Below are 22,079 nucleotides of genomic sequence, written 5' to 3'. Positions count from 1 at the left end.
AGAGGCCCGCGCGTCCCGTAATTTGTTCTTACCGCAGCCGAATACCCGGCCGCCATGCCCGGCCCCCACCAGCGCGAAAGAGGCTCCCATGCCCTCACCCGCCGTCGTCATCGGCGTGGACAGCTCGACCCAGTCCACCAAGGCCGTGTTCCTCGACGCCGGGAGCGGCGAGCAGCTCGCCGTGGGCCGCGCCCCGCACGTGGTCACCGGGGAGGGCGGGGCGCGGGAGAGTGATCCGGAGACCTGGTGGCGGGCCCTGGGCGAGGCGGTGGCCGCCGGGCTGAAGGAGTCGGGTCTGCCCGGCCGCGCGGTCACCGGCATCGCGGTCGCCGGGCAGCAGCACGGGCTCGTCGTGCTGGACGCGGCGGGCCGGCCGCTGCGCCCCGCACTGCTGTGGAACGACACCCGCTCCGCACCGCAGGCCGCCGCGCTCACCGAGGCGCTCGGCGGGCCCGGGGCCTGGGCCGAGCGGACCGGTTCCGTGCCGGTCGCCTCGATCACCGCCTCCAAGTGGCGGTGGCTGCGCGAGAACGACCCGGCGAGCGCGGCGGCCGCGGCAGCGGTGCGGCTCCCCCACGACTTCCTGACCGAACGGCTGGCGGGCGTCGCCGCCACCGACCCCGGGGACGCCTCGGGCAGCGGCTGGTACTCCACCGCCACCGGCGCGTACGACCCCGGACTGCTGGATCTCCTCGGCCTCGACGCGGCCCTGCTGCCCGAGGTCGCGCCCACCGGGGCGGCCCGGATCGGTTCGCTGACCGAAGCGGCGGCGCGTGCGCTGGGGCTGCCCCCGGGCATCGCGGTGGCGGCCGGCACCGGCGACAACATGAGCGCGGCCGTGGGCCTCGGGCTGGGCGGTGAGGGGCTGCTGGACCACCCGGTCCTCAGCCTCGGCACCTCCGGCACGGTGTTCGCCGCCTCCCGCACCCGGCCCGCCTCCACCGTGCTGAACGGGTTCGCCGCCGCCGACGGCGCCTACCTCCCGCTGGCCTGCACCCTCAACTGCACGCTCGCCGTGGACAAGGTGGCCGCCCTGCTGGGCCTGGACCGCGAGGACGCCGCGCCCGGCGGCGAGGCGGTCCTGCTGCCCTATCTCGACGGCGAACGGACCCCCGACCTGCCGACCGCCGCCGGGCTGCTGACCGGGCTGCGCCACGACACGACCCGGCAGCAGCTCCTGGGGGCCGCCTACGAGGGCGCGGCCGTCACCGTCCTGCGGGCCCTGGACGCCCTGCTGTCCGCCTGCGGCCTCGACCCGGACGCCCCCGAGGTCGCGGCCCGCCCGCTGCGGCTGATCGGCGGCGGGGCGCAGGGCCGGACGTGGGTGGAGACGGTGCGCCGCCTCTCCGGCCGGCCGCTGGTCCTCCCGCGCGGTGGGGAGCTAGTCGCCCTCGGCGCGGCGGCACTCGCGGCCGCGGCGGCGGGCGGGGGCGACCCGGTGGCCCTGGCCGCGGCATGGCGGGCTGCCGGATCGGACCGCGAACTTCCCCCGGTGGAAAGGGACCTGGAGACCTGGGGGCGGGTCACCTCGGTCCTGGACCGGGCGTCGGCGCCGTTGCTCGGCGGGGCCTGACGCCCTCGGGGGCCAGCAGTTCCTCGATGAGGCGGACGGCACGCGGAACGCCGCCCTCGCCCAGGGCGTCGGCGCGCAGACCGGCCGACCTGCGGGCCGTCTCCGGGTCGGCGAGCAGATCGTTCAGGGCCGCCCGGAGGGTTTCGGCCGTGGCGTCGGGGGGGTCGATCCGGCGGGCGACGCCCAGTTCGACCAGCCGGTCGGCGTTCATGAACTGTTCGGCTCCCTGGGGCACGGCGATCATCGGGACGCCCGCGCGCAGCCCGTCGCCGCAGCCGCCCATCCCGGCATGGGTGACGAAGGCGTCCGCCTGTTCCAGGACCGCCCGTTGCGGCACCCAGGAGTGCACTTCGACGTTGGGCGGGACGTCACCGAGTTCGCGCGGGTCGGTGTACGCACCGATCTGGAGCACGACATGCCGGCCGGGCAGGTTTCCGTACGCCGCGAGGCACTGGCGGTAGAACTCCGGCCGGTGCGTATAGGCCGAGCCGAGGGAGACCAGCAGGACGTTCTCGGCGCCCTCCGGCCGGGCCCACGAGGCGGTTTCGGTGTCGGCGTCGGGGCAGGGCCCGACGAAGGCGACCCTCTGGGGGTCGACCCTGTCCGCGCTGGGCTGCATGGCCCGGGGGATCAGCGCGAGGGCCCGCGCCGGAGGGCCGGAGAAGGCGTCCACGTCGAGCGTGGTCGCCCCACAGCCGGCGAGCCAGTGGGCGAACTTCTCCCGGTACGCGGTGGCGCCGGGCAGGTCCCGCAGGGGGGCGGCGACCTCCTCCTCGTACCCCTCCCAGGCCACGAAGGACGGGGACAGCTGCATCAGGGGCCGTCCCTGCGCTTCGGCGAGGGCGCGGGCGGCGTAGGCGCCGATGTCGTACAGGTACAGGTCGGCGGGGTCGTGGTCGTAGACGGCGTGCAGCCGGGGCAGCGCCTGGACGGCGTCGTCGAGGAAGAGGTCCATAGCGGCGACGGGATCGGCGGGCCAGCTGTTGTCGGCCACGGGCAGCGTCGAGGCGCAGGGCACGAATTCGGCGCCGGTGGCGGCGATCCGGTCCGCCACGGCCGGGTCGTTGGCGTAGGTGACCCGGTGGCCGCGGGCCACCAGCTCCCGGACGATGCCGAGGCCGGGCAGGACGTGGCTGATGATCGGGATGCCGATGAGCGCGATGTGGGAACGGTGCCGGGACAAGGGTGATCGCTCGCTTCGGGTAGGGGGGATCCGGGGGGGAAGGCTCAGGACCGGGGCAGGCGGCGGGGCTCAGCCCTTGGGTACGGGCTCACGGGCGGCCGGGAGGGTCAGCCGCGTGCCTCGCCAGCGGCGCCGGAGCAGCCGGTCGTGGCTGACCAGGACGACGGTGCCGCCGAAACCGGCCAGGGCGGTCTCCAATTCCTCGGCGAGCGCCGGAGAGAGATGGTTGGTCGGCTCGTCGAGCAGGAGGACGTCGGCGGGCCGGGAGACCAGCCGCGCCAGGGCGAGTCGCTGCCGCTGACCGGTGGAGAGCCGGGAGACGGGCACCGGCAGGCGGGCGCGGTCGAACAGACCGAGCGCCAGCAGCTGTTCGGCGTGTTCGTCCGGCCCTCCGGGCAGGCCCCGGCCGTAGGCGGCCAGCAGGGTCTCATCGGGCGCGCCGGGCGCCGGGTCCTGCGGGAGGAAGCCGATCCGGCCGCGCCGGAGGAGGCGCCCGCCGTCGGCGGCCAGTTCGCCGGCCAGGACACGCAGCAGGGTGCTCTTGCCCGCCCCGTTCCCGCCCGTGATCAGCAGGTGTTCGCCCGCCCGGACCGTCAGACCGACCGGGGCGAGCCGGCCCGCGACAAAGATCCCGGCGGCGTCGAACACAGCACCGGTCAGCGGCGCGGCACGCAGTACGGGCGCGAAGCGCAAGGGTTCCGAGGGGGCCGGGACGGGGTCGGCCAGCAGTCGGCGAAGCCGTTCCTCGGCGTTGCGGACGCGCCCTGCCCGTGCCTGCTGCACGCGGGCGCCGGCCTGGTTGTAGGAGAGTTTGTCGCCGTCCTTCATCGGCCGGCCGGGCGCCACCCGGCGGGCGGCGCCCGCGATCGTGTCGCGCAGCCGGCCGGCCTCCTCGCACCACCGTTCGTGACGCTGCCGCCGGCGCACCCGGGCCGCGGCCTTCTCCGCGAGGTAGCCGGCGTAGCCGTTGCCGTACCGCACGACGTCGTGGCGGTCCCCGCCCACCTCCAGGAGGCTCGTGGCGACCTGTTCGAGAAAGCCCCGGTCGTGGGAGACGACGGCGGTGGCGCCCCGCCGGCCGCGCAGGTGCTCCTCCAACCAGGTCAGGGCGGCCGCGTCGAGGTGGTTGGTCGGCTCGTCGAGGAGCAGTACCTCGGGGGCCGCCGCCAGCACCGCGGCGAGCCGCAACCGGGCCCGTTCGCCGCCGGAGAGCGCGCCCATGGTGGAGGCGCGGTCCACCTGCCGCAGTCCGAGTCCGTGCAGGGCGCGTTCCAGGCGGGCGTCGGCGTCGTAGCCCCCGCGCAGTTCGAAGGCCGAGACGGCGTCGGCGTACGCGTCGAGCACCGACTCGTCCCCGGCGGCCATCGCCGTCTCCAGGCGGCGCATCCGGGCCTCGATCGCGCGGAGGTCGCCGAGGGCGCGGTCGATGACCTGCTGGGCCGTCATGCCGACGGGCAAATCCTCCTCCTGGGCGAGATAACCGACGCCGCCCTCGGCCCGCACGACGATCCGTCCCCGGTCAGGGCTCTCCCGCCCGGCGAGCAGCCGCAGCAGGGTGGTCTTGCCGGACCCGTTCTCGCCGACGATGCCGGTGCGCTCGCCGGGAACGAGCGAGCAGGTCACCGAGTCGAGGACGGTCCTGCCGTCGAATGCCTTGCCGACGGCGAGTGCTGTGAGCTGGGTGGGCACAGTGGGGACTCCGAAGCTGTCGTGGACGGGGCGGTGGCGGCGGACCGCGAGGCCGGGGGGAAGCTTCGGAGGAACATCGACGACTCCACTAGTGCGACAACTGTTGCTTTAAGATGGTGGCATGACCCTCCTCACCGGGCAACCGGATTGCCGATGACGCCGCCGACGGACGACACCCCGGAACGCCGGCCGGGCGGCCGGACCGCGCGCATCCGGGCCCAGGTGCTCGAAGCGGTGCGCGCCGAACTCGGTGAACACGGCTACGAGGGGCTGACGATGGAAGCGGTCGCGGCGCGCGCCGGTGTGCACCGGGCGACGGTGTACCGGCGCTGGCAGGACGTCGGCGGTCTGCTCGCCGACGTCCTCGACGCGGCGGGCGAGGACGACTGGGGGCCGCCGGACACCGGCTCCCTGCGCGGCGACCTGACGGCCCTCAACGAGGAGATCCAGGAAGCCCTGGTCGTACGGCCGTCGGTCCCCCAGGCCCTGATGGCCGCCTCGTTCCGCTCCCCGCGCGCGGCCGAGGCCCAGCAACGGCTGTGGGAGGACCGGTACACCCGCTGCGAGGCCGTCGTCGAGCGCGCCGTCGAACGCGGCGAACTCCCGCCCCGCACGGACGCCCGAGGACTGCTGATCGCCGCCACCGCACCCCTCTACCACCACCTGGTGCTCCTGCGGACCGCCCCGGACCCCCGCCTGGCCGCACAGGCGGCGACCACGGCGGTCCTGGCCGCCGCGGCCGGCGCGTTCGCCCGCTCCTCTCCGGACGACGAGGTCTGACCCCCGGGCGGGCCCGGCCGGGGCCTCGGCGCAGTGGCCCCGCCGCCGTGACGCGGCCCCGGAGCACCCGTGCGACGGAGAGAGCCGGGGAACCGGCCCGGCCGGGGAACGGGTCAGGCCCACGCGGGCGCGTGGGCGGAACTGCTTCCGGTGCGGTTCCCCGGCGACCGGTGCCGCCTACTGGCCGATCAGCTCGCGCACCGTCGCCATGTCGCTGAAGGGCAGCAGCTCGTCACCGACGATCTGGTGGGGCTCACTGCCCTTGCCGGCGATCAGCACGATGTCGGCCGGTCCCGCCGAGGCGAGGGCGCAGGCGATGGCCGCGCGGCGGTCCGTGAACCGTTCGAACGGCGTTCCGGTCGTCGCGATGCCCGGCGCGATCTGGTCGAGGATCGCCTCGGGGTCCTCGTACCGGGGGTTGTCCGAGGTGAGGACGCACAGGTCGGAGTGGGTACCGGCGATGGCGCCCATCTCCGCGCGCTTGGTGGTGTCGCGGTCGCCGCCGCAGCCGAAGACGGTGACGACCCGGCCCTCGGCGAAGCCCCGGATCGTGGTCAGGACCTTGTCGAGGGAGTCCGGGGAGTGGGCGTAGTCCACGATCACCGAGGTGCCGTCGGGGGTGCGGAGGCGCTCGAAGCGGCCGGGAATCTGCGGCATGCGCTCCAGCGCGTCGACCAGCCCGGCCAGGTCGTGGCCGAGCAGGTGGCAGGCGGCCACCGTGGCCAGGGCGTTGGAGACGGAGAAGCGGCCCGGGGACGGGATCGCCGCCGGATACTTCCGGCCGTCGTGGTGGAGGGTGAACCGGGTTCCCGAGGCGTCCACCGCCAGGTCGGTCGCGAGGTAGTCCGCCGGACCGTCCAGGGCGTACGTGGTCACTGCGTCGGGCATCAGCTCCCGCACGGCGGCGCCGACCGGGTCGTCCGCGTTGACGACCGCCCGCCGACACAGCCCTTGGAAGAGGCGGAGTTTGGCGTCCCGGTAGTGCTCCATGGTGCCGTGGTCGTCGAGGTGGTCCTGCGACAGGTTGGTGAAGACGCCCACGTCGATGAAGGTCCGGTCCAGACGGTGTGTCAGCAGGCCCATCGAGGTGGCTTCCAGGACGACACTGCCGGCCGCGCTGTCGCGCATCCGGCTCAGCAGGTACTGGAGGTCGGGCGATTCGGGGGTGGAGAGCACCGAGGGCGGCATCGGGATCGGTTCGTCCCCGACCCGGCTCCCCGCCGTGCCGATCACGCCGACCCTGGCCCCCTCGGCGAGCCGCAGCACCGACTCGACCATGTACGAGACGGAGGTCTTGCCGTTGGTCCCGGTGACGGCTATCAGGTCCATCGCCCGGCCCGGCTCACCGAAGTAGCGCGAGGCGATGACGGCCGCGGCCTTGCGGGCGTCGGGCACCCGGATCGCGCACACCTCGCCGGTCATCGCGGGAAGAGGCGGCGCCTGGGCGTCGACGACGACGGCCGCCGCACCGCGGGCGACGGCCGGCGCCACGGCGTCGGGGCCGCCGGCCGCGTGGCCGGGTACCGCGACGAAGACCGATCCGGGAACGACCCGTTCGGCGTCGAACGTCGTGCCGGCCGTGATCCGCGTGCGGTCCGGTTTTCCCTGCAGTACGTGGTGGTCCTGCCCGGCCAGTAGGTCGCTCAGCTTCACGATGGTCCCTTCGAGTGCGGTTCGGTCCGTATCCGGGGCCGTCGCCCGGCAGCGGCACGGGCGGGTGCGCCGCGTGATGCGTGACGTGGTCAGTCATGCGGTGGTGCTCGTGGACAGGCGCGCGTGGTGGCGCCGGGGAGCCGGTCGTGGATCGCCGCTCCGGCGCGTGCCGGGGGGCGGCGGGGGGGCTCTCCGGCTCGGAGAGGCCGGAGTCGTTCGCCGGGGGCGGCGGACCGGAGCGGCCCGGGGCCGCGGACGCGGGAGATCGCTAGCCGTGGCCGTGCGGCGCGGTACGGCCCGTTCCGGGCGCCGCGGCCGGGGGCAGCGCGGAGGCGGCCCGGTGCGGGCACGTCCTCTGTTCGGCGCTACGACCCATGAGCCGAGTGTACGTCCGGCCCGACGCGCCCCGGCCCGCACGGGACGGACCGGGGCACGTCAGGCTTCGGCAGCCGTGGGAGCCCGGCGGCCTCCGCTCCGGTGCTCCTCGCCCCCGCGGTCCGGCCGGACGCCGTCCCGCCCTGTCCGGCGCGACCCGGTCCGCTCCCGACGCCGATGCGGTGGGCACGGGAGGCGCCGCCCCGACGGCTCCGCGGTCCCGCGAGGGAGCGTCCGGCCTCCCGGACGCGGGCTCAGGAGTCTCCGCGGCGGGGCTCCGCGGCCTCCTCGGCCGGTTTCCGGCCGGCTTCCTCTTCCGCCCGTGACGCGCGCCGCCCCCGGGTCACGGCCAGGACGGTGCCGACCACCGCGATCACCGTGATGGCGATGGCGATGCTGAGCCCGCCCTCGGTGTCCCAGTACACGTCCTCCAGGCTGATCAGCAGGGCCGCCTCGTCGATGACGAGGGCCATGCCCACCCCGTAGGCCAGTCCGAGCCAGGCGCGGGCGCGCGGGGAGTTCTCGGACAGGCCGGCGGCGCCGACCACCATGAGCAGCAGGATGCCCCATACGTAGTGGTGCAGATGAACCCCGCCGGCGCTCACATCGCCGAAGCCGCCCACATCGATGTGGATGAGCCAGGTGAGCAGCCGCATTCCGCCGAAGGTGAGCGTGAACCCGTACCAGGCCAGCACGTAGCTGCGGCGCTTCGGGGAGATGCCGGGCAGCAGGCGCAGCCAGGGCGAGGGGCCCTTGGCGCCCTCGGCGCGGGTCGCGCCGCGAGGGGGTGGTGCCGTCATGAGGGTTCTCCGGGTCCGTCCGCTGTGAATTTCCGGATCAGTGCCGCCGTGGCGTCGGGCGCGCTGTAGTGGGCCGCGTGGGCGGCTCCGGGGATCTCGGCGGTCCGGCCGTCGCCGGTGAGGAGCGCCGCCCGCCGGGTCCAGGCCGGGGACGCTAGGGGGTCGCCCGCTCCGCGGATGACGAGGGTCGGCGCATGGACGTGTGCCAGGTGCGCCTCGAACGAGTCGGCGGCGTCCCGCAGGGCATGCCGGAACTCGACGGCGCACCGTGCCGGGCCCGTGACCAAGTAGTCCGAGACCGCGATCCCGAACAGGCGCAGAGGTTCGCGGGGCGCGTCCTCGACCAGCCGGAGGACCTGGCGCCGGGCCGGCACCGCGGGGTCGAGCGCCGGACCGATCAGGACCAGTCGGCTCACGGTGCGCGGATGCTCGGCGGCGAGCGCGGCGGCGGTCTGGCAGCCCACCGAATTGGCCACCAGCACGACCGGGCCCAGGGCCAGTCGCCGGTGCCAGTGCGCGAGGGCGCGGGCGTGCCGGGTGATGTCCGGCGCACGCCTGGCGGCTGCCCGGGAGCGCCCGTTGCCGGGCAGGTCGGGTACGAGGACGGTGGCCCCCCGCGCCGCCAGCCGCCGGGCGAGCGGGACGAAGTAGCGTCCCGAGAGGCCGAGCCCGTGGACGAGCACCAGGGCCGGCTCGCCGGCGCGCGGGGGCGTTCCGAAGACGCGGGTGGAGAACCCGCCCCTTGTCGTCAACTCCATCGGCCCGCCCTTCCCATGCGGACGGCGACGGGCCCCGGAGGCGCTCCAGGGCGCGGCCGACGCCCGATGCGGCCGTGAGCGGGGGCGCTCCGCGCGGGGCGGCGGCCGATGCCGCGGGGGGCTTTCCGGCCGTGGTCGGGCCGAGGACGTGGCGTCCGGTCCACCGGCTGGGCGGGCTGGTCATGCGCTCCGCGTTGACGCGGTCGCTTTCGTACACGCTCCACGAGGGCCCCTTTCACCCTTCCACTCACGTGAGTCCGCTGTCCGGTCCGCCGTCACCGTAAGCAGAAACAGCGCGCGCAAGGGCTCGTGGGGCCACCCGTGGGCGAGGGCGGCCTGGGCGGCGGCGAAGGGTTCGCCGGTCCCGGCGGGCGCGGAAGCCTTCGGCCGGACCGGACCAGCCCGGCCGCCCGGGTGCGGAGGCGGGGGGCTCAGGAGGTCGCCTGTGCCGGCTTGGGCTCCCCGGGATTGACCACCGCGACCCCTTCGCCCTCCAGCTTCAGCTGGACCGCCTCACCGCTGCCGCCCTTGAACATCGAGCCCACACTCTGGGACCGGTGGAGGGACGTCCGCAGCCGCGGGCTCCACGCGACAGCCGCGTCCGTGTCGACGTACACCGGCGCGTCAGGCGTGACCGGCAGCACGAGCGGGACGCCCGCGCTGGTCAGCGCGAGGCGGCCGGTCCCGCCGAAGGTGCAGTTGAACAGGCCGCCACCGACCATCCCGGCACCCTCCACGGTGGTGATGTCATAACTCAGCGACGCGTCGAAGCACAGGATGTTCTTGCCGTTGACGGTGAGACCGCGGCCCTCGTCCACGTCCACGAGGAAACAGTGCGCCGCGTCGGAGGCGAACCACGCCTCGCCCTCGCCGCTGACGGTCATCAGGGGCAGCCCCTCGCCGGTGACCGCGCGCTTGAGGAAGTTCCCCACGCCCTGGCCCTGCCGCTCGAACGACAGCGATCCGCGCCAGGCCACCATCGTGCCCTGGCGGGCGTACGCCTCGCCTCTGACGGCGTAACGCACCGCCATGGGGTTCTCCTGCGTCAGGCCGGGGGCCTGGGCGGGCTGGATGAAGTTCTCGGGGTCGAACAGGTTTCGGTTCATGCCGCATCGCCTACCCGGGCCCCGCGCGGCCAGCCCCGGAGCCGAGCGCTCCGCTTCCTCCGCCCCTCTGCCGCCCCGAAGCACGCCTCGACCGACCGCCCCGGCGGAGAAGGGGCCGTACGGGTCCACGAAGACCGTACTTCCCCTCCTCAGCGCCGAGCTTCGCTGCCTCCACGCCTTGACCAGCGGTTTCGCGTGATCGAGAGTGGGCCTCCTGAGCGAGGGGGGGCGGGAAGTGTGACGCGTGTGGAATACGCCGACCGGTGTGAGGAACTCTTCGCGGTGGGCGGGTTCGCCGGGGTCCGGAAGGCGGCGGAGTTCGGCCTGGAAGAGCTCGGAGCCGACCCGGTGCTCTACCGGTGGCTCGGACTCGCCCACGCGGCGGAGGACGACGACGACCACGACGACGCCGCGGAGGACGCCTACGAGAGCGGGCTGGCGCAGTGGCCGGACGACCTCGGGCTCCTCGTCTGCTATTTCGAGCTGTGTCTGCGGTCGGATGCGTGGACGTACCCCGGGCGCGCAGCCCGGGCGGACCGGCTCAAGGAGCGGATCGCGGTCCTGGCGCCCCCGGGGTCGCCCGAGGCGGAGCGGGTGGAGGCCGCCCTCGGCTGGGCCGGGCGGGGCTACTGGCAGGACGTACGGGAGAAGACCGCTGCCGCGAGGGCGGACCGAGCCGCCCTGACGTCTCACCACGCCGATGTGGCCGACGCCTTGGAGCAGGGCGGCCCGGCGCCCGCTCCCCCGGAGGACCTGCGGGCCGCCGCGGTCGTAGCCGCGGTCGAGTCGCTGTCCGGCCCCTGGCGGGCCCCGCTCCGCCTCCTGGTCCGCCACCGCGCGGCCGTGTACGTCATCACGTTGACGCTGGTCTTCGCGACCAACACCGTGCTGGTGCTGAGCGGGACGGTCTCCTACAGCGCGTGGGGCTGGATCTGGTTCCTGCCCCTCCTTCTGATCGAATCGAAGCTCAAGCAGGCCCGGCGGCCGGCCCGGCAGCGGGTGATCGCCGCGGTGGAGGCCCGGCACGCCTCAGCCGCCGATCAGGACCCGGCAGCCGTTGCCGCCTCCGATCGCCTCGATCGGTGACGGCGACGACGTTCCGGCCGGCGCCCTGGGGAGGGGTCGGCGGAGACCGCGAAGGGAACGGTCCGCGCCCGGGGCCAGGGCCGGGGCCGGGGCCGACTGGCCGCGGAGGACACGGTCTCCGCCCCCAGGAAGAAACTCATGGGTTCTTGCGTCGCCTGCGTCGCCACCGCCACCGGTCATGGGCTACGTGAAGGAAGACCGTTACGCGGAACAGTACGAAAGCGCCCACCAGGAAACCGGGGCCGACCCACCACCCGGTGTTCGACGACCCCCGTCTTCCCTCGGTGCCGCCCGTGGAGACCGTGCCGCCCATGCCACTGGTCACACCGCTGGTCATGCCACTCGTCATGCCGTTGGTCATGCCGTTGGTCATGCCCATGCTGCCCGCGCTGTTCATGCCGCTCGTCACGCCCATGCCGCCCGCACTGCTCATGCTGCCCGGGACACCGGAAGAACCCGACCCGCCGGAAACGCGAGCGGGCGCCAAGGCGTCCGCCCCGGCCTCAGCGGTGTGCGAGACCGCCGTGCCCCGAACGGGCTCCCCACCTCGCGGAGCAGCCGCGGACGCGACGTGCGGGAGGGCCGGCGGTCCCGCCAGTAACGCGCCCAGCAGGGCGAGTACGGTCATGATGCGCATGGTTCCCCCGAGGAAAGCGAGCACGGGCAGGACGCATGAACGCCAGGGACCCTGGACGTGCGGGCGATTCCAGCGCTGATTTCTTCTACCCGCTGCGGAAACTCCCTACCGTGCCGGTCACGCACCAGTTCGGTAACTACGAGGAAGCCGAAAGTGGCGGCCGGCATCCCGACGCAGGACGACTACTGCGCCCAGGCCGCGGACCGCATCGTCACCGACGGCTATGCCGCGACGAGCGGACAGAAGGACGCACGGGCCGACGGGGCCCTCGCCGGATGAGCCTGTTCTTCACGGCCTGAACGCGAATCGAAGTGCCGCGGCTGCGGCCGGCGCCGACCGGGCTGCCGCAGCCCAAGGCGCGCGCGGGCGGGGGCCCCTGCCGACGGCGCTCCCCGAAGGGTCCGGTTGGGAATACGAACTGGTTTTCCATAGGATCCGGCGATGATCACTAGTAAACGGCTGACGGCCGGGGTGGGCATAGCACTCGCCACCCTGGCCGCCGGGCTCGGCACCGCGATCCCCGCCGCCGCCGACGAAGCCCCCGCCGCCCCCTCCCCCAAGGTCGAGCTGGTGCTCGACGTCAGCGGTTCCATGCGCACCCGCGACATCGACGGCCAGTCCCGGATGGCCGCCGCCAAGCAGGCGTTCAACGACGTCCTGGACGCGGTGCCCGAACAGGTGCGGCTCGGGATCCGGACGCTCGGGGCGAACTACCCGGGCGAGGACCGCAAGGTCGGCTGCAAGGACACCCGGCAGCTCTACCCGGTCGGCCCGCTGGACCGTACGGAGGCCAAGGCCGCGGTGGCCACCCTCGCCCCCACCGGCTTCACCCCGATCGGCCCCGCCCTGCTCGGCGCGGCCGACGACCTGGAGGGCGGGGACGGCTCCCGCCGGATCGTCCTCATCACGGACGGCGAGGACACTTGCGGTCCGCTCGACCCGTGCGAGGTGGCCCGCGAGATCGCCGCGCGCGGCACCCACCTGGTCGTGGACACGCTGGGCCTGGTGCCCAACGCCAAGATCCGCCAGCAGCTGACCTGTATCGCGGAGGCCACCGGCGGCACGTACACCGCCGTGCAGCACAAGGAAGAACTCTCCGGCCGGGTCAAGCAGTTGGTGGACCGTGCCGCCGAGCCGACGGTGACCCCGGTGGCCACCGAGGGGGCCGGGAGCTGTTCCGCCGCGCCCGAGTTGAAGCCGGGTCTCTACACCGACCGCGCGGAGATCGCCCAGCACCGCTGGTACCGGGTGAACGTGCTGCCCGGCCAGGAGCTGCGCGCCTCGGCGAGCGTCGCGGCCGACCGCGCCGTGGACGACGACTACGGGGTGCTGCTGCGCGCGGTGACCGTGCACGGGCGGGAGATCGTCCGGGGCTCCGAGGCCGGGGCGGGGCGTACCGACGTGATCTCGTCCGGGCTGCGCTACCCGAAGGCCGAGGCGGAGGACGGCGACGACGGCGACGGCAAGCCCGCCGCCGAGACCGTCTGCCTCCAGCTCGCCCACTCCTTCTCCGCCCCGGCCTCGGTGAAGCGGTCCCCCGGCCTGCCGGTCGAGCTGACCGTGGATCTCGTGGACGGTCCGGACAACGCCTCCGACGTGGCGGCCTTCGGGCTCGGCCGCGGCTGGTGGCTGCTCGGCGTGCTCGTCCTGACCGGCCTGGTCGCGGGCCTGTTGACCGGCTGGCTCTCGCGCTGGCGCGTCGCCGTCTGGAGGACCAACTGATGCGTACCCCTTCCCGCCGTACCCACGGCGTACGACGCGCGCTCACCGGGGCGCTGCTCGCCGGCCTGACCCTCCTCACCGCGGGCGCCCCGGCCTTCGCGGACGGTCCGTCGGCCTCCGCGGACCCCGCAGGGGACGAGGCGGGCCCCACGGAGGCCGGCACCACGTTCCGTACGGCGACCGTCCTGAAGCCGGGACAGACCGGCATCGCGCAGGCGTCGACGGGCGACTACCTGTACTGGGTGTTCCCGGCCGACGCCGGACAGCGGCCCACCGTCGAGGCCACGGTGAAGCTGCCGGAGAACGCCGCCCGGCGCTCCACGTCCACCTGGCAGATCGACGTGTACGACGGGCTGCGCCGCCGCCAGGCGTGCATGTACGGGCACCAGACCCGCAAGGCGGCGCCCGACGCGGCCTCCGTGAGGCTGTCCTGCGTCCTGCGGCCCGTGCGGGCGTGGTCCGAGCCCTGGGCGAACGACCCGCTGCCCGGCAGCTATTACGTCCGCCTCACCGTGGTCGATCTGCCCGCCGACGAGCTCGGGTTGCCGGTCGGAGCCCAGGTGCGGCCCATCGTGAAGGAGTTGGGCGGGGCCCACGACGGGGACGGCGCGCTCTCCGAGCCGCTGGTGCCGGGCGTCTCGGTCGCCTCGGCCGGGGACGGCTCGGGCGCTTCGGCCGCACCGCGTACGATCGCCGCCGGTGAGCCGGAGGACGGCTGGGCCTCGGGCCGGTGGACCGACCGCTGGCTGTGGACCGTGGGCGGCGGCGTACTCGCCGCGCTGGCGGCCGTGTTCGGCTACTCGCTGACGCGGGGCCGGGGCCGCCCGGCCCACGTGCCGCCCGGCGCCTGACGGGGCAGGTGGTGATGCGGGCCCCGGGCCCCGGCCCCGCGCCGGGACGCCCGCCCCGCGTCACCGCCCGGCCCGGCGGCGCGCCCGGCCGCGACGGAGGAGACGAACGGAATGCGCGCCATGGTGTACGTACGGTTCCAGAGCCCCGAGCGGAGCCCTCGCGGCCACTTCCCCGGCGTCTTCGCCCTGGCCAACGGTCTGGCCCGGGAGGGACGGCTGACCGAGGAGCAGCACCGGTTCTGGCGGACGGCGAACGACTGGTACGACGCCGCGTACCCCGATCCCTCGCGGGTCGACCCGACCGTGTACGACCCCGAGGTGAACCCGGGGGCCGTCGCCTGGTTCAAGGAGTCCGCCGCCCACCTGCTGGACCGCGTCCCGGGCTACCTCGCCCTGCTCGCCGCGCACGGAGTGGCGTGCGAGCGGCTGGAGTCGGCCGACCCCGGCCGGATCGTGTACGAGGACGAGCACCAGGTCGTCGTGGTGCCCCATGAGAGCCGACCCCGCCCGCGACCGGACGCGGACCCGGCCCGGCCTGGCAACCAGGGCCCCGCATAAGGGAATTCACCGCATTCCGGCCATGCCGGTCGCCGCCCTGGTGAAGCGCCCTCCCATCCTGTTCGATTGAGTTCGAACGTGCGCGCGCCGTCGGTGGCGCGCCCCAGGAAGCGGAGTCCTCTCGATGTCCACCCAGACCGATCCGGCGCTCGACACCCCACCGCGCGGCCACGCGTTCGTACCGGGGCCCAAGGGGCTGCCGCTCGTGGGGAACCTGCCGCAGTTCGGCAGGAACCCGCTCGCCTTCTTCGAACTCCTGCGCGGCCATGGGGACATGGTGCGCTGGCGGTTCGGCCGCAACCGGTGCGTCTTCCTCGCCGACCCCGCCTGCATAGGCGAGTTGCTCACCGAGACGGAGCGCACCTTCGATCAGCCGAACCTGGGCGTCGCCTTCCGTACGGTCCTGGGCAACGGGATGCTCGTGGCACGCGGCCGGGACTGGCGGCGCAAGCGCTCGCTGGTGCAGCCCTCGGTGCGGCCCAAGCAGGTCACGTCGTACGCGGCCACGATGGCGGACTGCGCGGTGGAGCTGGCGGACCGGTGGTCGGACGGCCAACGGATCGACGTCAAGCGGGAGATGACCGCCCTGACACAGCGGATCGCGGTGCGCACGATCTTCGGCGTGGACACCCCGGCGGACTCCGAGGCGATGGGCCGGGCCATGGACATCGCCCAGATGGAGATCGGCAAGGAGTTCGCGGGGATCGGCGCGCTGCTGCCGGACTGGGTGCCGACGCCGGGGCGGGCGCGGATCAGGAAGGCCGCCGCCGTCATCGACGCCGAGGTGCGCCGGGTCGTCGCCCGGCACCGGGACGGCGGTGAGGAGCGCCCGGACCTGCTCAGCCGGTTGCTCACCGCCGTCGACGAGAGCGGGACGCGCCTGAGCGAGGAGGAGATCCGGGACGAGACGGTCACGCTGTACATCGGCGGCCATGAGACGACGAGTACGACGCTGGTGTGGGCGTGGTACCTGCTCGCCCGCAACCCCCGCGTCCGCGACGCGCTCGCCGAGGAGCTGGACCGGGTGCTCGGCGACCGGGAACCCGGCTTCGAGGACTACGCACGGCTGACGTACACCCAGGCCGTGGTGAAGGAGACCCTGCGGCTGTACCCGGCGATCTGGCTGATCACCGGGATCGCGAAGGAGGGGGCGACGATCGGGGGCCTGCCCGTCGAGAAGGGCACCCGCGTGTGGAGCAGCCAGTGGGCCACGCAGCGCGACGCCCGGTGGTTCCCCGAGCCGGAGGAGTTCCGGCCGGAGCGCTGGGACGCGGAGGACGGCGATCCGATCCCGGAGTACGCCTGGTTCCCGTTCGGCGGCGGCCCCCGGGTCTGCATCGGTACGCGCTTCGCGATGGTGGAGTCCGTCCTCCTGCTCGCCGTGCTGGCCCGCCGCTTCACCCTGGACCTCGACCCGGGCGAGATCACCCCGCTGACCGGCCTGACGCTCCAGCCGGACCGGGACGTGCCGGCGACGGTCCGGGGCCGGTAGCGGGACGGCGCCCGGACCCGCGGGAGAGGGTCCGGGCGCCGGGCGGCGTCAGTCCTTCGGCAGCCACTTCTTCCAGACGTCCGGGTGGCGGTCGCTCCAGCGCTTCGCCGCCTCCTGGGGGGTGAGCTTCTGCGAGGCGATCATCTCGGAGACCTCGTTCTGGTCCTTCTCCGACCAGTGGAACTTCTTCAGGAACGCGGCGGCGTCCCCGCCGCGTTCGGCGAAGTCGGCGTTGAGGAACTTCTGCAGCGGTGTCGTCGGGTACGCGCAGTCGATGTCCTCGGGATCCTTGGCCGCGCACTCGTCCGTGTACTCGGGGAGCTTCACCTCGACCATGGGCACCTCGTTGAACAGCCACTGCGGCTGGTACCAGTAGCTGAGGAAGGGCTTCTTCTCCTTGGCGAACTGCTGGATCTGGGTGATCTGGGCCGCCTCGGAACCGGCGAAGACGACCTTGTAGTCCAGGTCGAGGTTCTTCACCAGGGCCACGTCGTTGGTGACGTAGGACGGCGAGCCGTCCATGAGCTGGCCCTTGCCGCCGCTCTCGGCGGTCCTCAGCTCCTCGGCGTACTCGTCGAGGTTCTTCCAGTCCGTGACGTCCGGGTTCTCGTCGGCCCAGTACTTCGGTACGTACCAGCCGATGTGGCCGGTGACGCCGAGGCCGCCGCCGCGGACGATGGTCTCCTTCTCGTCGATGTACAGCTTCTCCTGGTCCGGGTGGCCCCAGTCCTCCAGGATCGCGTCGACGCGGCCCTGGCTGAGGGCGTCCCAGGCGGGGACCTCGTCGGTCTGGACGAGGTCGACGCGGTAGCCCAGCTCCTCCTTCAGCAGGTGCTCGGCCACGGCGACGTTGGCCTGGGCGCCGACCCAGGACTGGACGGAGAGCGTCACGGTCCTGACCCCGGCGGGGGCGGCGAAGGGCGACGCCTGCCTGGTCATGTCGGCGGCGCCGCAGCCGGCGGTGGCGAGCAGGGCTCCGGCCGAGGCGAGCGCCACGAGCAGGCGGGTGCGGGAGCGGTTCATCTCAGATCTCCTGTCGCCGGCGGCGGGCGGTGGGCTGGGTGACCCGGTCGAGCATCAGGCCGAGGCAGACGATCGCCGCTCCGGCGACGAGGCCGGTTGCCAGGTCGCCCTGGGCGAGGCCGAGGACGACGTCGTAACCGAGGGCGCCGGAGCCGACGAGTCCGCCGATGATGACCACGGCGAGGACCAGGACGACCGCCTGGTTGACGGCGAGCAGCAGCGAGGGCCGGGCCAGCGGGATCTGGACCTGGCGCAGTTGCTGGCCCGGGGTCGCGCCGAGCGAGCGGGCGCACTCCATCGCCGCCGGGTCGACGCCCCGCAGCCCCTGGGTGGTGATGCGGATGACGGCGGGCAGCGCGTAGACGACCGCGGCCGCGGCCGCGGGGGCGCGGCCGACGCCGAAGAGGGCGACGACGGGGATCAGGTAGACGAACTGCGGCAGAGTCTGGAAGACGTCCAGGACCGGACGCAGCAGCCGCTCCAGGCGCTCGCTGCGAGCCGTTGCGACGGCGACGCCGAAGCCGATGACCAAGGTGACGGCGACGGCGGCGAGCACCTGGCTGAGGGTGTCCATGGAGGGCTCCCACACGCCGAGGACGCCGATCGCGGCCATGGCGAGGACGGCGGTCGCGGCGGTGCGCCAGGTGCCGATGGTCCAGGCCAGGGCGGCGACGATCAGCAGCACCGACCACCAGGGCAGGCCGGCGAGCCCGCCGCGCAGCGGGTTGAGGACACCGCTGGTGAAGTGCGAGGCGAGGTCGGCGGTGCCGCCGACGACGGGCACCCCGGTGTAGAGGTGGTCGACCATCCAGTCCTTGGCGGCGTTGACCGGTCCGGCGATGGCCACGGTCATGCCGTCGGGCCAGACCCGGCCGTCGGCGGCCCGTCCGGCGGCGGCGACGGCCGCGGTGGCCACGGCGGCCAGGGCCCAGCCGCGCCACCCGCGCAGCAGGGCCGGTCCGGTGGGCTCGGCGCCGATGCGGCGGCCGGCCGCCTCCGTCGTACGGTCCAGGACGACGGCGAGCAGGACGATCGGGATGCCCGCGGCGAGCGCCGCGCCGACGTCCACGGAGGACAGCGCCTGGTAGACGCGGTCGCCGAGGCCGCCCGCGCCGATCACGGAGGCGATGACGGCCATGGAGAGCGCCATCATGATGGTCTGGTTGAGGCCGAGGAGGAGTTCCTTGCGGGCCAGCGGGAGCCGGGCGCTCAGCAGCCGCTGGCGTCCGGTGGACCCGAGCGAGGTGACGGCCTCCATGACGCCGGCGTCCGCGCCGCGCAGGCCGAGCGCGGTGAGCCGGGCCATCGGCGGGGCCGCGTACACGACGGTGGCGAGGACGGCTCCGGGGACGCCGATGCCGAACACCAGCACCACGGGGAGCAGGTACGCGAAGGCGGGCAGCACCTGCATGGTGTCCAGGACCGGGCGCAGGACGCGGAACACGCGGTCCGACAGTCCGGCCGCCAGGCCGAGGAGCAGCCCGAGGGCGACGGAGGCGAGGACGGCGACGACCATCAGCGCGAGCGTCTGCATGGTCGGCACCCACATGCCGAGCAGCCCGCAGACCAGGAACGAGAGGGCCGCGGTCAGCGCGAGCCGGAGCCCCGCGACGCGCCAGGCGACGGCGGCGGCGAACACGGTGACGCCGGCCCAGCCGAGGGCCAGGAGCACCAGGTAGACACCGCGGACGGAGAGCACGACGGCGTTGCTGATGTGGCCGAAGAAGTAGAGGAACAGCGGGTGGCTGTCGCGGTTGGAGACGATCCAGTCGGTGACGTCGCCGAGCGGTCCCGAGAGGTCGGCGGTCAGCGCGTCGGGCCAGATCCCGCCGCCCCAGCGGCCGTGCACGAGGGGGACGGCGACGGCGGCGACGAGCGCGAGCAGCAGGAGCTTCGCGGCGGCGGGGCGGTCGCGGAGGAGCGCCAGCGGTCCCCGGCGGGCGCCCGGGGCGGCGGGGCGGGACGGGGTGGCCTGGGCGGTGGCCATCAGACGGTCACCTCGCGGGGGCCGTCCGGTACGTCGGGGGCCGGGGCCGCCGCGACGGGTCCGGCCGTTCCGGCGACGACGTCGAGGAGGCGGGCGCGGTCGACGACGCCGACGAGCCGGCCGCCGTCCATCACGCGGGCGGCGGGGTCGCCGGAGCGGGAGACCGCCTCGATCGCCTCGGAGACGGTGGCGTCGGGGCGCACGGCCGGTCCGCGCCCGCTCTCCCCGGCGAGCGCGGGACGCATGGCGGTGGCGACGGTGAGGACCTGTTCGCGCGGTACGTCGCGGACGAACTCGCGGACGTAGTCGTCGGCGGGCGAGCCCACGATCTCCTCGGGGGCGCCGAGCTGGACGATGCCGCCGTCGCGCATGAGCGCGATCCGGGTGCCCAGGCGCAGGGCCTCGCCGAGGTCGTGGGTGATGAAGACCATGGTGCGGCCCTCCTCACGGTGCAGCCGGACCACCTCGTCCTGCATCTCGCGGCGGATCAGCGGGTCCAGCGCGCTGAAGGGTTCGTCGAAGAGGAGGACGGACGGGTCGACGGCGAGCGCGCGGGCGAGGCCGACACGCTGCTGCTGGCCGCCGGAGAGCTGCGAGGGGCGCCGGCCCTCCATGCCCGCGAGGCCGACCTTGGCCACCAACTCGGCCGCCTTGGCCCGGCGTTCGGCCTTGCCCAGTCCCTGGATCTCCAGGCCGTAGGCGACGTTGTCCAACACCGTGCGGTGCGGGAGGAGTCCGAAGTGCTGGAAGACCATCGCGGCCCGGTGGCGGCGCAGTTCGCGCAGGCGGGAGCGGTCCATCGCGAGGACGTCCTCGCCGTCGATGGCGACGGTGCCGCTGGTGGGCTCGATCAGCCGGGTGAGGCAGCGGACGAGGGTGGACTTGCCGGAGCCGGAGAGGCCCATGACGACGAAGACCTCGCCCTTGCGGACGTCGAAGGAGACGTCGCGCACGGCGGCGGTGCAGCCGGTGGCCTCGCGCAGTTCGGCGGGCGGGAGCGCGGCGTGCTCTCCGCCGGGGACGCGGTCGGCCTTGGGGCCGAAGACCTTCCAGAGGTTGCGCACGGAGAAGACGGCGTCCTCGGCGGTCCCGGCCGTGGCTTCGGGGGCCCGGGTCGCGGTCATCGGGCATCGCCTCCGGTGCTGGTACCGGTGACCGGGGCGGTGTCGCCCGCCCGGCCCTTGAGGAGTTCGGCGCACTTCTCGCCGACCATGAGGACGCCGATCATCGGGTTGACGGCGGGCATGGTCGGGAAGACGGAGGCGTCGGCGATCCGGATGCCGTCGAGGCCCCGGATGCGCAGCTGCGGGTCCACCACGGCCTGCTGGTCGTCGGCCGCGCCCATCCTGCAGGTGCCGGCCGGGTGGTAGACGGTGTGGGCGACCTTGCGGGCGTACTCGCCGAGGTCCTCGTCCGAGGTGACCTCCGGTCCCGGGCAGACCTCGCGCTTGAGCCAGTGGGCCAGTGGTTCGGTGGCGGCGATCTCGCGGGCGAGCTTGATGCCGTCGACCAGGGTGCGGCCGTCGTAATCGTGCTCGTCGGTGAAGTACCGGAAGTCCAGGGCGGGTTTGGCCTCGGGGTCGGCGCTGGTGAGGTAGAGGCGGCCCCGGCTGCGCGGTTTGGGGATGTTCGGGGTCATCGACACCCCGTGCTCGGGCTTCTCATAGCCGAGCCGCTCGGGGTTGTCGGTGAACGGGATCTGGTAGAAGTGGAACATCAGGTCCGGGCCCCGGGATGCGGGGTCGCGACGGACGAAGAGTCCCGCGTCGGAGTCCATCGCGGAGTTCTCCGGGATGGGCCCGTCGGTCTCCCAGACGATGACGGACTCGGGGTGGTCGAGCAGGTTCTCGCCGACGCCCGGGAGGTCGTGGCGGACCTCGATGCCGAGCGCGGCCAGGTCCTCGCGCGGTCCGATCCCGGAGTGCAGCAGCAGCCGGGGCGTGTCCACGGCGCCCGCGCAGACGATGACCTCGCGGGCGGCGCGCAGCAGGACCTCCTCGCCGTCCGCCCTCCGCACGTGGACGCCGGTGGCGCGGGTGCCGTCGAACTCGAGGCGGTAGGCCCAGGTCTCCAGCAGGATACGGAGGTTGGGGCGGTCGCCGGCCTCGATGTGCGGGTGGAGGTAGGCCACCGAGGCGGAGGAGCGCTTGTTGTCCTCGGGGTGGTAGGCGAGGTCGAAGAAGCCGACGCCCTCGTGGAACGGCTCGCGGTTGAAGCTGTCCACGCGCGGAACCCCGGCCGCCTGCCGGGCGGCGTCGACGAAGTCGCGGGCGATGGCGTTGCGGTCCTTCTCGTCGACCGGGACGATGTTGTTGCGCAGCTTGGCGAAGTACGGGTCCATCGCGGCGGCGTCCCAGCCCTCCGCACCCGCCTCGGCCCACTCGTCCCAGTCCCCGGGCAGCGGCTTGAAGCTGATCAGCGTGTTGTGCGAGGAGCAGCCGCCGAGGACCCGGGCGCGGCTGTGCCGGATGTGGGAGTTGCCGCGCGGCTGCTCGGTGGTGGGGTAGTCGTAGTCGAGGTCGCCGCCGAGCAGGCCGAGCCAGCGGCGCAGCGTCAGCACGTCGTCCCGGCCGATGTCGCTGGGGCCGCCCTCGACGACCGTGACGGTGGTGCCGGGGTCCTCGGCGAGCCGGGAGGCGATGACCGACCCGGCGGTGCCGCCGCCGACGATCACGTAGTCGGAGACAGGGCTGTCGGGGTCGGGGGCCGCGGTACTACGGGAGGTGGAGGGCATCGGTCATTGCTCCTTCTGCAAGGTTCGTGCGTGTGCGTGGTGCTGCGAACAGCCGGGCGGGGCCCCGGTGGC

Annotated in this window: 19 protein-coding genes; 8 read left to right on the top strand and 11 right to left on the bottom strand. The window is 74.1% G+C overall.

Annotated elements, in window-relative coordinates; genetic code table 11:
* The first annotated feature begins 88 nt into the window (after positions 1–88).
* Positions 89–1,573, top strand: coding sequence for a xylulokinase (gene xylB, locus AMK24_RS19750; RefSeq protein WP_073770120.1), 1,485 nt, complete (start codon positions 89–91; stop codon positions 1,571–1,573).
* On the opposite strand, the gene AMK24_RS19745 is transcribed toward xylB, so the two are convergent.
* Both AMK24_RS19745 and AMK24_RS19740 read right to left on the bottom strand, forming a co-directional pair.
* Positions 1,524–2,756 carry a macrolide family glycosyltransferase gene (locus tag AMK24_RS19745; RefSeq protein WP_073770119.1) on the bottom strand — a complete coding sequence of 411 codons (1,233 nt, stop codon included), beginning with the start codon at positions 2,754–2,756 and terminating at the stop codon, positions 1,524–1,526. The two genes, xylB and AMK24_RS19745, sit on opposite strands and share 50 nt — an antisense overlap.
* Before the next feature lie 69 nt (positions 2,757–2,825).
* Positions 2,826–4,445, bottom strand: coding sequence for an ABC-F family ATP-binding cassette domain-containing protein (locus tag AMK24_RS19740; protein WP_073770118.1), 1,620 nt, complete (start codon positions 4,443–4,445; stop codon positions 2,826–2,828).
* A 153-nt stretch (positions 4,446–4,598) separates the two neighbouring features.
* On the opposite strand from AMK24_RS19740, the gene AMK24_RS19735 reads away from it, so the two are divergent.
* Positions 4,599–5,225 carry a TetR/AcrR family transcriptional regulator gene (locus AMK24_RS19735; RefSeq protein ID WP_073770117.1) on the top strand — a complete coding sequence of 209 codons (627 nt, stop codon included), beginning with the start codon at positions 4,599–4,601 and terminating at the stop codon, positions 5,223–5,225.
* Between the two features lie 177 nt (positions 5,226–5,402).
* Here AMK24_RS19735 and AMK24_RS19730 read toward each other — a convergent pair whose 3' ends face one another.
* The 4 genes from AMK24_RS19730 to AMK24_RS19715 form a co-directional block, all read right to left on the bottom strand.
* Positions 5,403–6,878 carry a UDP-N-acetylmuramoyl-L-alanyl-D-glutamate--2,6-diaminopimelate ligase gene (locus AMK24_RS19730; protein WP_073770116.1) on the bottom strand — a complete coding sequence of 492 codons (1,476 nt, stop codon included), beginning with the start codon at positions 6,876–6,878 and terminating at the stop codon, positions 5,403–5,405.
* A 629-nt stretch (positions 6,879–7,507) separates the two neighbouring features.
* Positions 7,508–8,053, bottom strand: a complete 546-nt coding sequence (locus tag AMK24_RS19725; protein WP_242435192.1) for a hypothetical protein — start codon at positions 8,051–8,053, stop codon at positions 7,508–7,510.
* Positions 8,050–8,811 carry an alpha/beta fold hydrolase gene (locus AMK24_RS19720; protein ID WP_073770115.1) on the bottom strand — a complete coding sequence of 254 codons (762 nt, stop codon included), beginning with the start codon at positions 8,809–8,811 and terminating at the stop codon, positions 8,050–8,052. The genes AMK24_RS19725 and AMK24_RS19720 overlap by 4 nt, the downstream gene beginning before the upstream one ends.
* 431 nt (positions 8,812–9,242) lie before the next feature.
* Entirely contained in the window at positions 9,243–9,917 is a 675-nt protein-coding gene (locus tag AMK24_RS19715; protein ID WP_073770114.1) for an AIM24 family protein, read from the bottom strand.
* 237 nt (positions 9,918–10,154) lie between these two features.
* Between AMK24_RS19715 and AMK24_RS19710 the strand changes: the two genes are divergently transcribed.
* On the top strand, positions 10,155–11,003 hold the full coding sequence (locus tag AMK24_RS19710; protein WP_073770113.1) for a hypothetical protein: 849 nt from the start codon (positions 10,155–10,157) through the stop codon (positions 11,001–11,003).
* Positions 11,004–11,139: 136 nt separating this feature from the next.
* On the opposite strand, the gene AMK24_RS33975 is transcribed toward AMK24_RS19710, so the two are convergent.
* Positions 11,140–11,436, bottom strand: a complete 297-nt coding sequence (locus AMK24_RS33975; protein WP_158072163.1) for a hypothetical protein — start codon at positions 11,434–11,436, stop codon at positions 11,140–11,142.
* A 357-nt stretch (positions 11,437–11,793) separates the two neighbouring features.
* On the opposite strand from AMK24_RS33975, the gene AMK24_RS35205 reads away from it, so the two are divergent.
* The 5 genes from AMK24_RS35205 to AMK24_RS19680 all read left to right on the top strand — a co-directional run bounded on the left by AMK24_RS35205 (position 11,794) and on the right by AMK24_RS19680 (position 16,263).
* Complete coding sequence (locus tag AMK24_RS35205) at positions 11,794–11,919, top strand: hypothetical protein (RefSeq protein WP_274535077.1); 126 nt, start codon at positions 11,794–11,796, stop codon at positions 11,917–11,919.
* 162 nt (positions 11,920–12,081) lie between these two features.
* Positions 12,082–13,362: a VWA domain-containing protein gene (locus AMK24_RS19695; protein ID WP_073770111.1), complete on the top strand. Its 1,281-nt coding sequence runs from the start codon at positions 12,082–12,084 to the stop codon at positions 13,360–13,362.
* The gene (locus AMK24_RS19690; RefSeq protein ID WP_073770110.1) at positions 13,362–14,213 is read left to right on the top strand and encodes a hypothetical protein; all 852 of its coding nucleotides are present in this window, start codon (positions 13,362–13,364) and stop codon (positions 14,211–14,213) included. Before AMK24_RS19695 ends, AMK24_RS19690 begins: the two co-directional genes overlap by 1 nt.
* Before the next feature lie 111 nt (positions 14,214–14,324).
* On the top strand, positions 14,325–14,771 hold the full coding sequence (locus tag AMK24_RS19685) for a hypothetical protein (RefSeq protein WP_073770109.1): 447 nt from the start codon (positions 14,325–14,327) through the stop codon (positions 14,769–14,771).
* A 124-nt stretch (positions 14,772–14,895) separates the two neighbouring features.
* Positions 14,896–16,263 (top strand): cytochrome P450, encoded by a 1,368-nt coding sequence (locus AMK24_RS19680; RefSeq protein WP_073770108.1) that lies wholly within the window; start codon positions 14,896–14,898, stop codon positions 16,261–16,263.
* A gap of 48 nt (positions 16,264–16,311) precedes the next feature.
* On the opposite strand, the gene AMK24_RS19675 is transcribed toward AMK24_RS19680, so the two are convergent.
* Genes AMK24_RS19675 through AMK24_RS19660 form a run of 4 tightly spaced genes read right to left on the bottom strand, consistent with a single transcriptional unit; the run spans position 16,312 to position 22,007 of the window.
* Entirely contained in the window at positions 16,312–17,286 is a 975-nt protein-coding gene (locus AMK24_RS19675) for an ABC transporter substrate-binding protein (protein WP_073770107.1), read from the bottom strand.
* Position 17,287: 1 nt separating this feature from the next.
* On the bottom strand, positions 17,288–19,273 hold the full coding sequence (locus AMK24_RS19670; protein WP_073770106.1) for an ABC transporter permease: 1,986 nt from the start codon (positions 19,271–19,273) through the stop codon (positions 17,288–17,290).
* Complete coding sequence (locus AMK24_RS19665) at positions 19,273–20,397, bottom strand: quaternary amine ABC transporter ATP-binding protein (protein WP_073770105.1); 1,125 nt, start codon at positions 20,395–20,397, stop codon at positions 19,273–19,275. Before AMK24_RS19665 ends, AMK24_RS19670 begins: the two co-directional genes overlap by 1 nt.
* On the bottom strand, positions 20,394–22,007 hold the full coding sequence (locus tag AMK24_RS19660) for a GMC family oxidoreductase (RefSeq protein ID WP_073770104.1): 1,614 nt from the start codon (positions 22,005–22,007) through the stop codon (positions 20,394–20,396). The genes AMK24_RS19665 and AMK24_RS19660 overlap by 4 nt, the downstream gene beginning before the upstream one ends.
* Between the last annotated feature and the right edge of the window lie 72 nt (positions 22,008–22,079).

This window comes from Streptomyces sp. CB02366 (assembly GCF_001905905.1).
In the GTDB taxonomy this organism is placed as follows: domain Bacteria; phylum Actinomycetota; class Actinomycetes; order Streptomycetales; family Streptomycetaceae; genus Streptomyces.
This window is presented reverse-complemented; position numbering and strand designations above follow the sequence as displayed.